The following is a 14,355-nucleotide window of genomic DNA, read 5'->3' as shown; positions in this document are numbered from 1 at the left end:
AAGCGCAAGAATATGCAAGAGCGCCGGCGGGTTGCCGAGCAACACTGTGGCTCAACCACCGGAGCCTGCCATGAACCTTTCCCTGTATTTACTCACCGTGCTGATCTGGGGCACCACCTGGATCGCGCTTAAATGGCAACTGGGCGTCGTGGCGATTCCCGTGTCGATCGTCTATCGCTTCGGCCTGGCGGCATTGGTGTTGTTTGTCGTATTGCTGCTTAGCCGCAAGTTGCAGGTGATGAACCGGCGCGGGCACTTGATCTGCCTGGCGCAAGGCTTATGCCTGTTTTGCGTCAACTTCATGTGCTTTCTGACCGCCAGCCAATGGATTCCCAGCGGTTTGGTGGCGGTGGTGTTTTCCACGGCCACCCTGTGGAACGCCCTCAATGCGCGGGTGTTTTTTGGCCAGCGGGTCGCGCGCAATGTGTTGATGGGCGGCGGCCTGGGGTTGATGGGCTTGGGCTTGCTGTTCTGGCCCGAGCTGGCAGGGCACACCGCCAGCCCGCAGACCTTGCTGGGGCTGGGCTTGGCGTTGTTGGGGACGATGTGTTTTTCGGCGGGCAATATGCTCTCCAGCTTGCAGCAGAAGGCCGGGCTCAGGCCGTTGACCACCAACGCGTGGGGCATGGCGTACGGGGCGGCGATGTTGGCGACCTATTGTGGGGTGCGCGGTATACCCTTCGACATGGACTGGAGTGCGCGCTACGTCGGTGCGCTTTGGTATTTGGTGATCCCGGGGTCGGTGATTGGTTTTACCGCTTACCTCACCTTGGTCGGCCGCATGGGCCCGGAGCGCGCGGCGTATTGCACGGTGCTGTTCCCGGTGGTGGCGCTGAATGTGTCGGCGTTTGCCGAGGGTTACCAGTGGACCGCGCCAGCCTTGGCGGGGTTGGTGCTGGTGATGCTGGGGAATGTGTTGGTGTTTCGCAAACCCAGGCCTGCGAGCCCGACGCTTCAGGCCAAGGCCATTTAATGCGTGAGGGCTGGCTAGCCTGCGATGCCCTTCTGTCTGATCGTTCCCACGCTCTGCGTGGGCATGCATCCCGTGACGCTCCGCGTCAGCTTGCGCAAGGTATGCAGAGCTTCTTCGATCATCTTTCTAATGGCGGAGGGTTATTTGAGGCCCAGCCGTTTGGCCAGGCGGCCCAGGTTGGCGCGGTCGAGGCCGAGTTCGCGGGCGGCGCTGGCCCAGTTGTGTTGGTGGCGTTGCAGGCAGGTGCTGATGACCTGGCGTTGATAGTGTTCGGTGGCCTGGCGCAGGTCGCCGGTGACGGTGACGGCGGCGGCAGCATCGGCCTGCGCCTCGGGCATCGGCGGCGCACTGACGCAGGGCAAGTCCAGGTCTTGCGCGCTCAAGCCCAGAATGTTCGGGCGCTCGCGACAGTTACCCAGCGCTTTGAGCGCGCTGCGCCCGATCAAATGTTCCAGCTCGCGCACATTGCCCGGCCAGTTGTAGGCCAGCAGTGCCGATTGGGCGTCGCTGGTCAGGCGCAGGCCGCTCAAGCCCATGCGCGAGCGGTTCTGCTCCAGGAAAAAACCCGCCAGCAACAGCACATCGCGTCCGCGCTCGCGCAGCGCCGGCACGTGCAGCGGGTACACGCTCAGGCGGTGGTAGAAGTCGGCACGGTAACGGCCGTTGCGCACCTCTTCGGCGAGGTCGCGGTTAGTGGCGGCGATCAGGCGCACGTCCACCTGATGCTCTTTGTCCGAGCCCAGGCGCTGTAACTGGCCACTTTGCAGCACGCGCAGCAGCTTGGCTTGCACGCTCAGCGACAACTCGCCGACTTCGTCCAAAAACAACGTGCCGCCATTCGCCAGCTCGAACTTGCCCCGGCGCTCGTTCAGCGCGCCGGTAAAGGCGCCGCGCACGTGGCCGAACAGCTCGCTTTCCACCAAAGTCTCGGGGAGTGCGGCGCAGTTGAGGCTGATCAGCGGTTTTTCCGCACGCGCGGAGGCGGCGTGCAGGGCTTGGGCGACCAGTTCCTTGCCCACCCCGGTTTCGCCGGTGATCAGCACGGTCAGGTCGCTGCCGCCCACCAGCTTGATTTCTTCGACCAGGCGCTTGTGAGTCTTGCTCTGGCCGATCATTTCCTTGTGCTGTTGGCCGCTGGCCTGGCGGTAGATTTCGGCGCGCTGGTGCGCGTCTTCGGCACGCAATGCCAAGCGCTCGATATGTTCGGCGACGTTGACTGTGGCCGCAGCGAGGCTGGCGAAGGCTTGCAGCGCTTCCAGCTCGACGCGCTCGAAACGCTCAGTGTCCAGCGCGTCCAGGGTCAACAGGCCCCACGGCTTATCCTCGATAAACAGCGGGCAGCCCATGCAGTCATGCACTGGCAGGTGGCCGTGCAGGCCATCGACCAAACCGTCGTAGGGGTCGGGCAGTTCGCTGTCGCTGTCAAACCGGGTAGGGCCGGGGCTGCTCAGCAGCACGGCGAAACGCGGGTGTTCGCTGACCTTGAAGCGCCGACCGAGGGTATCGGCGCTCAAACCATCAACTGCCAAGGGCACCAGCCAGTCGCCGTCCAGCCGCAACAACGCGGCGGCGTCGCACGGCAGCAGGGCGCGCAGGGCGTGCAGCAGGCGGCGGTAACGCTCGCCTTCGGGCAGCTCGCGAGACAGGTCTGCGACCAGCGGCAGCAGGGTAGTGAGCAGCGATTGTGCAGTCATAATGACTCCTTGTAGTCCATATGACTATAAAGTGCTAGAGGTCATATTGACTACATTACATTTAACTTATTGAATAATAATGTTTTATTGGTTGGCACAAATACTGACTAAGCAAAGGCATTCAGTTAAAAGACTCAGGAGTCTGCCATGCTTAGTGCCCAAGACCGTGCCATCATCCAATCCACTGTGCCGTTGTTGGAAAGCGGCGGCGAAGCGCTGATCACGCATTTTTACCGCATGCTGCTCGCCGAATATCCGCAGGTTCGCCCGCTGTTCAACCAGGCCCATCAGGCCAGCGGCGACCAACCCCGCGCCCTGGCCAACGGCGTGTTGATGTACGCGCGGCATATCGACCAGTTGGACGCGTTGGGCGACCTCGTTGCCAAGATCATCAACAAACACGTGGCCTTGCAGATTTTGCCGGAGCATTACCCGATTGTTGGCGCCTGCTTGCTGCGCGCCATCTGCGAAGTGCTGGGCAGCGAGATCGCCACGCCTGCGGTCATGAGTGCCTGGGGCGCGGCATACGGCCAGTTGGCCGACATCCTGATAGGCGCCGAAGCCGTCATCTACGATCAAAAAGCCCAGGCGCCGGGTGGCTGGCGCGGTGCGCGGCCGTTTGTGCTGGTCAAGCGCGTGGAGGAGAGCGCTGAAATCACCTCCTTCTATTTCGCCGCCGCGGATAACGGGCCAATCCTGGCCGCCGCGCCGGGCCAGTACCTCGGCATGAAGCTGTTGCTCGATGGCGAAGAAGTGCGCCGCAATTATTCCCTGTCGGCGCTGAGCGATGGGCGCGTGTACCGTATCAGCGTCAAGCGCGAGCCCGGCGGGCGGGTGTCCAACTACCTGCATGACCAAGTGCCTGTGGGCGCGACTATCGACCTGTTCCCGCCGTCGGGTGAGTTCACCCTGGTCGCCAGCGATAAACCGTTGGTGCTGATCAGCGGCGGGGTGGGTATTACGCCGACATTGCCGATGCTCGAAGCGGCGTTGGCGACTGAGCGGCCGGTGCACTTTATCCACTGCGCGCGTAACGGCTCGGTGCATGCGTTCCGCGAGTGGGTCGATGGCCTGGCGGCCATGCACCCGCAACTGAAACGCTTTTACTGCTATGCCGAAGACGATGGCACACGCCCGGCGGCGCACAGGGTGGGCATGTTGAGCCAGGCGCAGCTGGCGGCGTGGTTGCCCGAGCAGCGTGATCTGGATGCTTACTTCCTTGGCCCTAAAGGCTTCATGGCGGCGGTCAAGCGGCACCTGAAGGCGTTGGGTGTGCCGGAGCAGCAAAGTCGCTATGAGTTTTTTGGCCCGGCGGCGGCGCTGGAGTGACACGGTCAACAATGTGCTTTTTGTGGGTGCGGGCTTGCTCGCGATTGGGTGTGTCAGTTGAGAAATACTTATTTGACACACCGCTATCGCGAGCAAGCCCGCTCCCACAGTTGACTGCATTCTGCTTGAGAGAGTGGCTTGGCTATTTGCGCCGATTAATCCCCCGTTAACCCCTCTCTGTTTTAACCACACTCTGTGTGTAAACTTGCGGCCATCAGGCACAACCATAATCAGGCAAAGGGAAACGGGGATGAGTGACGAATTGCGTTTAGGCAGGGAGCGACGCTTTCTAGTGTTGCTGGGCATCATCTGCCTGGCGCTTATCGGCGGCGCGCTGTACATGCAAGTGGTGTTGGGCGAGGCGCCGTGCCCGCTGTGTATCCTGCAACGCTATGCGTTGCTGTTGATCGCGGTGTTTGCATTCATCGGCGCCGCGATGCGCAGCAAAGGCGCGGTCAGCCTGTTTGAAGGGCTGGTGGTGGTCAGCGCCTTGGGTGGCGTGGCGGTGGCCGGCCACCATGTGTACACGCAGTTCTTCCCCGAAGTGAGCTGCGGCGTCGACGTGCTGCAGCCTATCGTTGATGAGCTGCCGCTGGCCAAAGTGTTCCCGCTGGGCTTTCAGGTTGACGGCTTTTGCAGCACCCCATACCCGCCGGTGCTCGGCCTGTCGCTGGCGCAATGGGCGCTGGTGGCGTTCGTGCTGACGGTGATCCTGGTGCCACTGTGCATTTACCGCAATCGCCAACGCCGGGCCTGAACCGATTCACCCAAACGCCTCGACCCTCCTTATAAGGAAGGGCGGGGCGTTTTTTGTGCTCAGGGATGTGTGAAAGGGTTGTGACGAGCGGTAATGTCTGCGGCGCGCAGCATGCGACATGTTGTCACACGGAGCCTGTCGCGGTAGGCTGCTGAGGCGTAGAAACGCCGCATAAATTTGCGCCCGGCGGGTAAATTGTGCTGTCAGTTCATCGTTTGAACGCTGCCACAAATGCAACCCGGCCCGAGCCATTCGGTGATGTCCGAATGCCTTGTTTTATGGGGACTTTCTTCGTGTTTGCGTGCCCCTACACGGTGCAGGGGAGGGTGTGGTCTGCGCAATAACACGGCAATTTTTGTGGTTTTTGTTGAGAATCGAACACGATAAGATCCTGAATCTTTGCAGGATTGGTGAAGGATTGTTGCTGGAATCGATAAAAATTATTTCTTTATAAGACATGGTTTATACATCGCTAGCTAACTACAATCGCCCGCAGTGGAAGTCCAGTGCTGTTCAGTATTTGAGCACTGGAGTGGTCGAGGGGCAGACGGATCGCTCTGTGCGACCCCAGTTTCCGGCAGCCTTTCAACTGTCCGCACCAAATGGAATTGGTCTGTAACAAGGCCTTTAGCCACGAAATCGAATAAGAACTCACCGCAGGTCCGTGAAACGCTTCGTCATGGCGTGCCGGGCAGGCTCTTATTCAATCGAAGAGAAATGCCAACCCTTGGCAGGGTGAAGTGTTGGCGATCAAAACCCAACTGCATTGCGCAAGCTGCTTTAGAGGTCGTGAGATGAGTAAAAACAGGTACCCCCGATTACTAGGCTTTTTGCCGCTGCTTGGCATGATGTTAATGCTGGGAGGCTGCAAGTGGACCTTGCTCGACCCAAAAGGACAGGTCGGTCTGGATGAACGAAACCTGATCATCACCGCCACCCTGCTGATGCTGCTGGTCGTGGTCCCTGTGATCATTATGACCTTCGCCTTCGCCTGGAAATACCGTGCGTCGAACACCAGCGCTACCTACGCGCCGAAGTGGTCGCACTCCACCAAGATCGAAGTCGCTGTGTGGCTGGTACCGATCCTCATCATCATTGCCCTGGGTTATGTGACCTACAAGTCCACCCACGCACTGGACCCGTACCGCGAGCTGGAATCGGACGTCAAGCCGATCAACATCCAAGTCGTCGCGCTGGACTGGAAGTGGCTGTTCATCTACCCGGACCTGGGTATCGCCACTGTGAACCAGATCCGGTTCCCGGAGCACACTCCGCTTAACTTCCGGATCACCTCCGACGCCGTGATGAACTCGTTCTTCATCCCTGCGCTGGGCGGCCAGATCTACGCGATGGCAGGCATGCAGACCCGCCTGCACCTGATCGCCAACCAGAAAGCTGAAATGGAAGGCATCTCCGCTAACTACAGCGGCGCTGGCTTCACCGGCATGAAATTCAAAGCGATCTCGACGAGCCAGGAAGATTTCGACGCCTGGGTAGCCGAAGTCAAGGCCGCACCTAAACAGCTTGATCAAGCTGAATACGAAGCCCTTGCCAAACCAAGCCAAAACAACCCTGTTGCGCTGTACTCCGCGTTCACGCCGGACCTGTTTCAGAAAATCGTCGACAAGTACGAAGGTATGAAACCAGGCAAGCCGGTCAAGCACGAGAAGAAAGAAGTGGCTGCGGTTGAAGGTTCTGACACAGGCTCGCATTCAACTGCTGGGGCAGAGGAGTAAACGATGTTTGGTAAATTAAGTTGGGATGCGGTCCCTTTCCACGAGCCGATCGTGATGGTGACCATCGCCATGATCGCGCTGGGTGGTCTGGCACTGTTTGCAGGTATCACTTACTTCAAGAAGTGGACCTACCTGTGGACCGAGTGGCTGACTTCGGTTGACCACAAGAAAATCGGTGTCATGTACGTCATCGTGGCCATGGTCATGCTGCTGCGTGGTTTTGCCGACGCCATCATGATGCGTACCCAGTTGGCCATGGCCACCGAGGGTTCGCCTGGTTACCTGCCGCCTGAACACTATGACCAGATCTTCACCGCTCACGGTGTGATCATGATCATCTTCATGGCGATGCCTTTCTTCACCGGCCTGATGAACCTTGCCTTGCCGCTGCAGATTGGTGCACGTGACGTTGCCTACCCGTTCCTGAACTCCCTGAGCTTCTGGCTGCTGGTATCGGGCGTTGTACTGATCAACCTGTCGCTGGGCGTCGGCGAATTCGCCAAGACCGGCTGGGTGGCTTACCCGCCGTTGTCGGGCATTCAGTACAGCCCTGGCGTGGGTGTGGACTACTACATCTGGGCGCTACAGTTATCAGGACTCGGGACGACACTGACGGGGGTCAACTTCCTGGCCACCGTCTTGAAGATGCGCGCCCCTGGCATGAAACTGATGGACATGCCGATCTTCACCTGGACCTGCACCTGGGCCAACGTCCTGATCGTGGCTTCGTTCCCGATCCTGGCCGCTACCATGGCGCTGCTGTCGCTTGACCGTTACCTGGATTTCCACATTTTCACCAATGAACTTGGTGGCAATCCAATGATGTACGTGAACCTGTTCTGGGCATGGGGTCACCCTGAGGTGTACATCCTGATCCTGCCAGCGTTCGGTATCTTCTCTGAAGTGATCTCGACCTTTACCGGCAAGCGCCTGTTTGGTCACCACTCGATGGTCTACGCTTCCGGCGCGATCTCGGTACTGGGCTTCATGGTTTGGCTGCACCACTTCTTCACTATGGGCTCGGGGGCAAGCGTCAACGCCTTCTTCGGCCTGGCGACGATGCTGATTTCGATCCCGACGGGGGTGAAGCTATTCAACTGGCTATTCACCATCTACCACGGCCGTTTGCGTATCACCAGCCAGGTTCTGTGGACCCTGGGCTTTATGGTGACCTTCGCTATCGGCGGCATGACCGGCGTACTGCTGGCCATTCCGGGTGCTGACTTCGTGTTGCACAACAGCCTGTTCGTGATCGCTCACTTCCACAACGTGATCATCGGCGGTGCGGTATTCGGTTACATCGCTGGTTTCAGCTTCTACTTCCCGAAAGCGTTCGGCTTCAAGCTGCACGAAGGCTGGGGCAAGGCTGCATTCTGGCTGTGGATCTCGGGCTTCTTCGTCGCGTTCATGCCGCTCTATGCACTGGGCTTCATGGGCATGACCCGTCGTCTGAACGCCACTACCAACCCTGAGTGGGTACCGTACCTGTACGTTGCCATGTTCGGTGCACTGATGATCGCTGCGGGTATCGCCTGCCAGCTGATTCAACTGTACGTCAGCGTGCGTGATCGCAAGCAGAATATGTGCGAGTCGGGCGACCCATGGAATGGCCACACCCTGGAATGGTCGACCTCGTCGCCACCGCCGTTCTACAACTTCGCTGTGATCCCTACTGCGAACACGATCGATGCGTTCACCGAAGCCAAGGAAGACGGTACTGCGTACCAGCAACCGAAGCATTACGAGCCGATCCACATGCCAAACAACACCGCCACTGGCGTGGTGATGGGTGCGCTGTTGACGGTGTTCGGTTTCGCGATGATCTGGCACATCTGGTGGCTGGCAATCGTGGGCCTGGTAGGCACCATCGGTTACTTCATCGTTCACGCAGCGCGTGACGATCAAGGCTACATGGTGCCGGTCGAAACGATCGAACGCATCGAAGCCGAGCAACACGCTCGCCTGGTAGCCGAGAAGAAAATCCCGGCCAACCGTGTAGAAACCTCGTTGGAACAGGCTTAAACCATGTCGAACTTAGTGACCAATGCTGGACACGCCCATGTCGATGACCATGGGCACGATGACCATCACCACGACGCCGGGCCAACGACCGTATTCGGTTTTTGGCTCTACCTGATGACCGACTGCATTTTGTTTGCGTCGATCTTCGCGGTGTACGCGGTACTCGTAAACAATACTGCCGGTGGCCCGTCGGGCCACGACATCTTCGAACTGCCCTACGTGCTCGGCGAGACCGCCTTGCTGTTGTTCAGCTCGATCACTTACGGCTTCGCCATGTTGGCCTTCTACAAGGGCAACAAGAAGGGCGTACTGACCTGGTTGGGTCTGACCTTCCTGTTCGGCCTGGGCTTCATCGGCATGGAGGTCAACGAGTTCCACCTGCTGATCTCCGAAGGCTACGGCCCGCACCGTTCCGGCTTCCTGTCCGCGTTCTTCACGCTGGTAGGCACCCACGGTCTGCACGTATCCGCTGGCCTGCTGTGGATGGCAGTGATGATGTATCAGGTCAATAAACACGGCCTGACCAGCACCAACAAGACGCGTCTGAGCTGCCTGAGCCTGTTCTGGCACTTCCTGGACGTGGTCTGGATCTGCGTATTCACCGTCGTCTACCTGATGGGGACTCTGTAATGGCTAATGCAAACTCCCATGACAGCCACGATGCAGGCCACGGCAGCGTAAAGTCTTACGCTATCGGCTTCATCCTGTCGGTAATCCTGACCCTGATCCCATTCGGCCTGGTGATGTACCCAACCTTGCCGAAGTCGATCACCTTGATGATCGTCCTGGCGTTCGCGGTGATTCAAGTGTTGGTTCACCTGGTGTACTTCCTGCACCTGGACCGCTCGGCAGCCCAGCGTGAGAACGTGATTGCGTTCGTGTTCGCAGGCCTGGTGATCGTTCTGTTGGTTGGCCTGTCGCTGTGGATCATGTTCAGCATCCACACCTACATGATGGCGAAGTGAGGTAAGACCCGATGTCGCTTAAGCACTTTATCCAAATCACCAAACCGGGGATCATTTTCGGTAACGTGCTTTCTGTGGCAGGCGGCTTCTTCCTGGCCTCCAAGGGACATGTCGATCTGGCCATCTTCCTGGCAGCAATGATCGGTACGTCCCTGGTGGTAGCTTCCGGTTGTGTGTTCAACAACTGCATCGACCGTGACATCGACGTCAAGATGGAGCGCACCAAGAATCGCGTGCTGGTGCAGGGCCTTATCTCCCTGAAACTGGCACTGCTGTTCGCGACCGTCCTGGGTGTTGCCGGTGTGGTGCTGTTGTACAAGGTAGCTAACCCGCTGGCGGCGCTGTTTGCCGTGATCGGCTTTGTTATCTACGTTGGCCTTTACAGCCTGTACCTCAAGCGCAAGTCGGTTCACGGCACGCTGGTGGGCAGTCTGTCGGGGGCGATGCCGCCGGTGATTGGTTATGTGGCTGTAACCAATAGCTTCGACATGGCCGCGCTGGTGCTACTGGTGATGTTCAGCCTGTGGCAGATGCCGCATTCCTATGCCATCGCGATCTTCCGTTTTAATGACTACCTGGCTGCTTCGATTCCGGTTCTGCCGGTTAAACGAGGCATTCAAGTCGCCAAGAAACACATTTTGCTCTACATCCTGGCCTTCCTCGTGGCGACCTTGATGTTGACCTTCAGTGGCTACGCCGGCATGAGCTACCTCGCCGTTGCCGCCGCCATGGGCATGTACTGGTTGTACATGGCCTGGACCGGCTACAAAGCGGTGGATGACACCGTGTGGGCGCGCAAGCTGTTCGTGTTCTCGATATTCACCATCACCGCGCTCAGCGTGATGATGTCTCTGGATTTCCAGGCGCCGAAAGAGCTGTTGCTGACCTACGCCCACTGAGTGTGCGAGCAATAAAAGGCCCCGCCTTCGCAAGAAGCGCGGGGTTTTTTATGGCGTGCCCTTTAAACTATTCCCACCTTTTACACCTGCAGGAAGCAAAGCAATGACCAAAAAAGCCGTTATGGTATTCAGTGGCGGGCAAGACTCGACGACCTGTCTGATCCAGGCGCTGCCGCTGTATGACGAAGTGCACTGCATTACCTTCGATTATGGCCAGCGCCATGTCGCAGAAATCGAAGTCGCACAAAAGCTGGCAAAACAACTGGGCGCCACCGTTCACAAAGTCATGGACGTGTCGTTGCTCAACGAGTTGGCCATCAGCAGCCTGACCCGCGACAACATCCCGGTGCCGACCGTGAGCAGCTCAGGCGACAGCCTGCCGAGCACTTTTGTGCCAGGGCGCAATATCCTGTTCCTGACCCTGGCTGCGATCTACGCGTACCAGGTAAAGGCCGAAACCGTGATTACCGGCGTCTGCGAAACAGACTTCTCGGGTTATCCCGATTGCCGCGATGAGTTCGTCAAAGCGCTGAACAAGGCGCTTGAACTCGGCATGGAATACAACGTACGCCTGGAAACCCCGTTGATGTGGCTGAACAAGGCCGAGACGTGGGCATTGGCCGATTATCACCACCAGCTTGAGCTGGTGCGTGAGCAGACCCTGACCTGCTACAACGGGATTATCGGCACCGGCTGTGGCAATTGCGACGCGTGCAACCTTCGTGCGCGTGGCCTGAATGACTACCTGCAGAACAAGCCGGCCGTCATGCAGAGCCTGAAGCAGAAGTTGCAGCTGAGCTAAGGCACTGACGCCGATGGGGTGCCCCGTCGGCGTCTTGTTGAATCAGGCCGCGGTAGCGCTACCGGTGATCCAGCGTTTGAACAACGCACGCGCACCGTAGGCGGGCAAGATGTTGAAAAACGCAAAGCCGACTTTGATCGCGATTTGCACGTAGATCATGCTCAGGATGTCACTGGTCTGCATGGCGCCGTAGAAGGCGATGAAGCAAAACAGGAAGCTGTCGATAATCACCGCAAAGAACGTACTGAGGAAGATGCGCAGGTACAAGTATTTGGAGTTGGTCAGTTCTTTGATCTTGCACAGCAAGTACGAGTTTATATTCTCGGACACCAGGAACGACACCGAAGAGGCGACCAATACCGAAGACACTTGAATGATCACGTCATTGTACGGGCCATCAAGCTTCCAGCCCGGCAGCCCCGGCAAAAACGTAGAGCCATAGAGCAAGATGATGATCATCGCGTTACTCGCAAACGCGAACAGAATGGCCCTTCTGGCGAGGCGCAAGCCGAACTGCTCGTTGAGCAAATCCACAATCAAAAACGTCAGCGGGTAAAGAAACGTGCCCGGCGTAACGATGATGCCCAGCGACTCCAGGTAAAGCGGTTTGGTCGCGGCAATACTGGTAAAAATATAAAAAGTGAACAGCAGCAAGTTCAGGATGATGTAAATCATCCACGAGCTTTCATTGCGGTCGTTCAGGTCGTAGGCCGTGAGTGTCTCCCCCTGTGAATAAAACTTCTTGTACATGTTCTTAACTTCCATTTTGTTGAGGTTATCCATTATTTCGCTGTTGATCACTTCACTGATCTTTTTCTTGATGACCTTGCCGGTGGCGATCACCATGATCACCGCCAGGCGCTTGTCATTCTCAAACCCCAGCAACTTGTATTTGCTGTTTTCAACAGCGTCTTCATGCGTTGTCATTGAAGCGCTCCTCAATGATGTCGCCGACCACACACACGCGCTCTGAGCTGGCGCAGGCGTCAAAGGTGATGAACATTTTTTTGCTGGCCCGGTCGTACACCAGCTTGTCTTTGCCAAGGCTCGACGCGCCTTTTTGCACGATCAGTAAATCGCCCGGTTCATAGCTGCCGGAAATCGCATGCTCAAGTCGCACACCGATCAGGTTGTGGGAGGTGCCGAAGTAGTACGTCAGCGGGTACAGCGTGGCCAGTTCGCCAATACGCTTGTCCAGGTTTCGAATCACCAGGCTTTGCTTGAGAATCGGCACCGCCGCCGGGTTCATGTTGCCCTGCGGCGAAACACTGCTTTCGATGATTTCCTTGGCTTCAAAATCGAGGGTCTCGATTTCGTCGTAAGACACGCCGAAGAAGTCGGAGATCTTGCGGATGGTCGACTGCTGGACGTTGACGACCTTGCCTTCAAGGATGTTGTAGATGGTGGTTCTGGTCAGGCCGGCGGCACTGCATAACGACAGCTGCGTTTCGCCACGACTCTTGATCAAATACTTGATGTTGCTCTTCAAGTGCTCGGTTTTTTCCCGTCGGTGTATCAAGTGCTCACCACTCCCTTTTAGTCATAACTGTCCATTTTTGCAGCCAATCACACGCTGGAGTGACCGTTCCCGAGGCGCATCTGGCGTTGCGGCGGCGCAAGTGTTGCATGCGTTAACCCCAACAATAAAGCCCCGGCTGCGCACCCACGGCGCTTTGGCGGAGCCCAGGGCATGCAAAAAAACACATTTAATTTGGAAAATGTTTAATTTCCTGTTTAATTAACCGCTCGGTTCAGGACGAATCGGCCCGTAACGCCCAGCAAGGGACCTGCACTGATGGCAGTCAATACCGTACAACTGAAAACCCAGGCCGACCTGCTGCGTCGCGGCCTGACGGCGCTGCAAGCAGAAGATTTCGAGCTTGCAAGCCTCCTCGATGCCGAAGTCACCCGGCAACACCGCACCCTCTCTCTGGTTGCCTCATCCTGCGCCGTAACGCCGCGAACCCTGGTGGCCTGCGCCTCGGCGCTGGTCAATGTGACGGCCGAAGGCAGGCCGGGCAAACGCCGGGGCAGCGGCTGCGAGAACGTCGAACAGGTCGAAGCGCTGGCCATTCGCAGAGCGCGCGAGCTGTTCGACGCCCACTACGCTGGCGTGCAGTCGGAATCGGCGTGCAACGCGATTTCGCAGGTGCTCTCGGCACTGCTTGAGCCTGGCGATACCTTACTGGACATGGCCAATGACGATGCCGGCGATGTTGCCCTCGGCAGCCCGGCGGTGTTCATCAGCGCGGCGTGTTACAAGGCCGTTCGCTACGGCATCACCCGCGAAGGCCTGATCGACTACGCGCAGGTGCGCAGCCTGGCCCTGGCGCACCGCCCGCGCATCATCCTGTGCAGCGCCTCGGCTTACTCGCGAGGGCTGGATTTCGAGCGGTTTCGCGCGATTGCCGATGAGGCGGGTGCGATTTTGTTGGCTGATATTTCCGACATCGCCGGGCTGGTGGTGACCGGGCGCCATCCGAGCCCGATCAACGCTGCACACGTCACCGTCACATGCACCCACACGCAACTCGGCGGCCCGCGTGGCGGCTTGATTCTGTGTGGTCGAGATGCCAACACCAAGGTGCCCGGCTTGCGCTCGACCTTCAGCCGCGTGCTCGATCACGCCGCGTCGCCGCGCACGCAGTGCGCACCGGCGGTCAACCTGATCGCGGCAAAAGCCGCCGCCTTCGGTTACGCAAAAACCGCGCAATTCGACGCCTGCATGGGGCGTTTTCGCACACTTGCCGATGAAGTCACCGATGCGTTTCAGGCCCACGGCTACCATGTCGTCGGTGGCTGCAGTGAAAACCCTGCGGTGCTGGTCACGTTGCAGGGCGGCGTGACCGGCTACATTGCGGAGTCGGCGCTGGAGTCTTGCGGCATCGTCGTCAACAAGCATCGCGTACCGGGCGATGCGCGCTCGTCCTGGGTGACCAGCGGGTTATGTATCGGCACCGGCGCCATGGCCCAACGCTTGGTCGACCGTGAGGGCTGCCGGCAAGTTGTTGCGCTGGTGTGTCGAGTACTCGACAACGTCACGCCGCTGGGCGAGCTGGATTACCAACTGCAACCGGCGGTGCGCGAGCAGTTGCGTGCCGAGGTGCAAGCGCTGTGTGCCGAGTATCCGATTGGCGACTACCTGGAGGGCTGATTCGCGGGTGCCCGGTTAAATCAG

The 14,355-nt window shown here is 58.4% G+C and carries 13 protein-coding genes; 10 read left to right on the top strand and 3 right to left on the bottom strand.

Features of this window, described 5'->3' with window-relative positions; translation table 11 throughout:
* The first annotated feature begins 70 nt into the window (after positions 1-70).
* Entirely contained in the window at positions 71-973 is a 903-nt protein-coding gene (locus AO240_RS05905) for a DMT family transporter (RefSeq protein ID WP_099235538.1), read from the top strand.
* A 140-nt stretch (positions 974-1,113) separates the two neighbouring features.
* Here AO240_RS05905 and norR read toward each other — a convergent pair whose 3' ends face one another.
* Positions 1,114-2,667, bottom strand: coding sequence for a nitric oxide reductase transcriptional regulator NorR (gene norR, locus AO240_RS05900; protein ID WP_099235537.1), 1,554 nt, complete (start codon positions 2,665-2,667; stop codon positions 1,114-1,116).
* A gap of 147 nt (positions 2,668-2,814) precedes the next feature.
* On the opposite strand from norR, the gene hmpA reads away from it, so the two are divergent.
* From hmpA to queC, 8 genes are all read left to right on the top strand, one after another.
* A complete protein-coding gene (gene hmpA / locus AO240_RS05895) occupies positions 2,815-3,996 on the top strand; it encodes an NO-inducible flavohemoprotein (protein WP_099235536.1) in 1,182 nt (393 codons plus the stop codon).
* 250 nt (positions 3,997-4,246) lie between these two features.
* On the top strand, positions 4,247-4,753 hold the full coding sequence (locus AO240_RS05890; RefSeq protein WP_099235535.1) for a disulfide bond formation protein B: 507 nt from the start codon (positions 4,247-4,249) through the stop codon (positions 4,751-4,753).
* Between the two features lie 794 nt (positions 4,754-5,547).
* The gene (gene cyoA / locus AO240_RS05880) at positions 5,548-6,489 is read left to right on the top strand and encodes a ubiquinol oxidase subunit II (RefSeq protein WP_099235534.1); all 942 of its coding nucleotides are present in this window, start codon (positions 5,548-5,550) and stop codon (positions 6,487-6,489) included.
* Positions 6,490-6,492: 3 nt separating this feature from the next.
* Complete coding sequence (cyoB, locus tag AO240_RS05875; RefSeq protein WP_099235533.1) at positions 6,493-8,511, top strand: cytochrome o ubiquinol oxidase subunit I; 2,019 nt, start codon at positions 6,493-6,495, stop codon at positions 8,509-8,511.
* Positions 8,512-8,514: 3 nt separating this feature from the next.
* A complete protein-coding gene (locus AO240_RS05870; RefSeq protein WP_099235532.1) occupies positions 8,515-9,141 on the top strand; it encodes a cytochrome o ubiquinol oxidase subunit III in 627 nt (208 codons plus the stop codon).
* Positions 9,141-9,476: a cytochrome o ubiquinol oxidase subunit IV gene (gene cyoD / locus AO240_RS05865; RefSeq protein WP_099235531.1), complete on the top strand. Its 336-nt coding sequence runs from the start codon at positions 9,141-9,143 to the stop codon at positions 9,474-9,476. Before AO240_RS05870 ends, cyoD begins: the two co-directional genes overlap by 1 nt.
* Before the next feature lie 11 nt (positions 9,477-9,487).
* On the top strand, positions 9,488-10,375 hold the full coding sequence (gene cyoE, locus AO240_RS05860; RefSeq protein ID WP_099235530.1) for a heme o synthase: 888 nt from the start codon (positions 9,488-9,490) through the stop codon (positions 10,373-10,375).
* 103 nt (positions 10,376-10,478) lie between these two features.
* Positions 10,479-11,177 (top strand): 7-cyano-7-deazaguanine synthase QueC, encoded by a 699-nt coding sequence (gene queC / locus AO240_RS05855; RefSeq protein ID WP_099235529.1) that lies wholly within the window; start codon positions 10,479-10,481, stop codon positions 11,175-11,177.
* Between the two features lie 42 nt (positions 11,178-11,219).
* On the opposite strand, the gene AO240_RS05850 is transcribed toward queC, so the two are convergent.
* Together AO240_RS05850 and AO240_RS05845 are read right to left on the bottom strand one after the other, a co-directional pair.
* Positions 11,220-12,104, bottom strand: coding sequence for a queuosine precursor transporter (locus AO240_RS05850; protein WP_099235528.1), 885 nt, complete (start codon positions 12,102-12,104; stop codon positions 11,220-11,222).
* Complete coding sequence (locus AO240_RS05845) at positions 12,091-12,696, bottom strand: helix-turn-helix transcriptional regulator (RefSeq protein ID WP_099235527.1); 606 nt, start codon at positions 12,694-12,696, stop codon at positions 12,091-12,093. The genes AO240_RS05850 and AO240_RS05845 overlap by 14 nt, the downstream gene beginning before the upstream one ends.
* Positions 12,697-12,972: 276 nt before the next feature.
* On the opposite strand from AO240_RS05845, the gene glyA reads away from it, so the two are divergent.
* Positions 12,973-14,331: a serine hydroxymethyltransferase gene (gene glyA, locus AO240_RS05840; protein WP_099235526.1), complete on the top strand. Its 1,359-nt coding sequence runs from the start codon at positions 12,973-12,975 to the stop codon at positions 14,329-14,331.
* Positions 14,332-14,355: the final 24 nt, after the last annotated feature.

This window comes from Pseudomonas sp. ICMP 460, from assembly GCF_002723595.1.
Classification (GTDB): Bacteria; Pseudomonadota; Gammaproteobacteria; order Pseudomonadales; family Pseudomonadaceae; genus Aquipseudomonas; species Aquipseudomonas kitaguniensis.
Note: the sequence above shows the minus strand (reverse complement) of the source record. Positions and strands in the feature narration are given on the sequence as shown.

What these genes read in the sequence shown, in the direction of transcription:
- norR (WP_099235537.1), bottom strand. Translation starts at nt 2,667, where the DNA reads ATGACTGCACAATCGCTGCTCACTACCCTGCTGCCGCTGGTCGCAGAC.
- AO240_RS05870 (WP_099235532.1), top strand. Translation starts at nt 8,515, where the DNA reads ATGTCGAACTTAGTGACCAATGCTGGACACGCCCATGTCGATGACCAT.
- AO240_RS05905 (WP_099235538.1), top strand. Translation starts at nt 71, where the DNA reads ATGAACCTTTCCCTGTATTTACTCACCGTGCTGATCTGGGGCACCACC.
- queC (WP_099235529.1), top strand. Translation starts at nt 10,479, where the DNA reads ATGACCAAAAAAGCCGTTATGGTATTCAGTGGCGGGCAAGACTCGACG.
- glyA (WP_099235526.1), top strand. Translation starts at nt 12,973, where the DNA reads ATGGCAGTCAATACCGTACAACTGAAAACCCAGGCCGACCTGCTGCGT.
- cyoA (WP_099235534.1), top strand. Translation starts at nt 5,548, where the DNA reads ATGAGTAAAAACAGGTACCCCCGATTACTAGGCTTTTTGCCGCTGCTT.
- cyoE (WP_099235530.1), top strand. Translation starts at nt 9,488, where the DNA reads ATGTCGCTTAAGCACTTTATCCAAATCACCAAACCGGGGATCATTTTC.
- cyoB (WP_099235533.1), top strand. Translation starts at nt 6,493, where the DNA reads ATGTTTGGTAAATTAAGTTGGGATGCGGTCCCTTTCCACGAGCCGATC.
- hmpA (WP_099235536.1), top strand. Translation starts at nt 2,815, where the DNA reads ATGCTTAGTGCCCAAGACCGTGCCATCATCCAATCCACTGTGCCGTTG.
- AO240_RS05890 (WP_099235535.1), top strand. Translation starts at nt 4,247, where the DNA reads ATGAGTGACGAATTGCGTTTAGGCAGGGAGCGACGCTTTCTAGTGTTG.
- AO240_RS05850 (WP_099235528.1), bottom strand. Translation starts at nt 12,104, where the DNA reads ATGACAACGCATGAAGACGCTGTTGAAAACAGCAAATACAAGTTGCTG.
- cyoD (WP_099235531.1), top strand. Translation starts at nt 9,141, where the DNA reads ATGGCTAATGCAAACTCCCATGACAGCCACGATGCAGGCCACGGCAGC.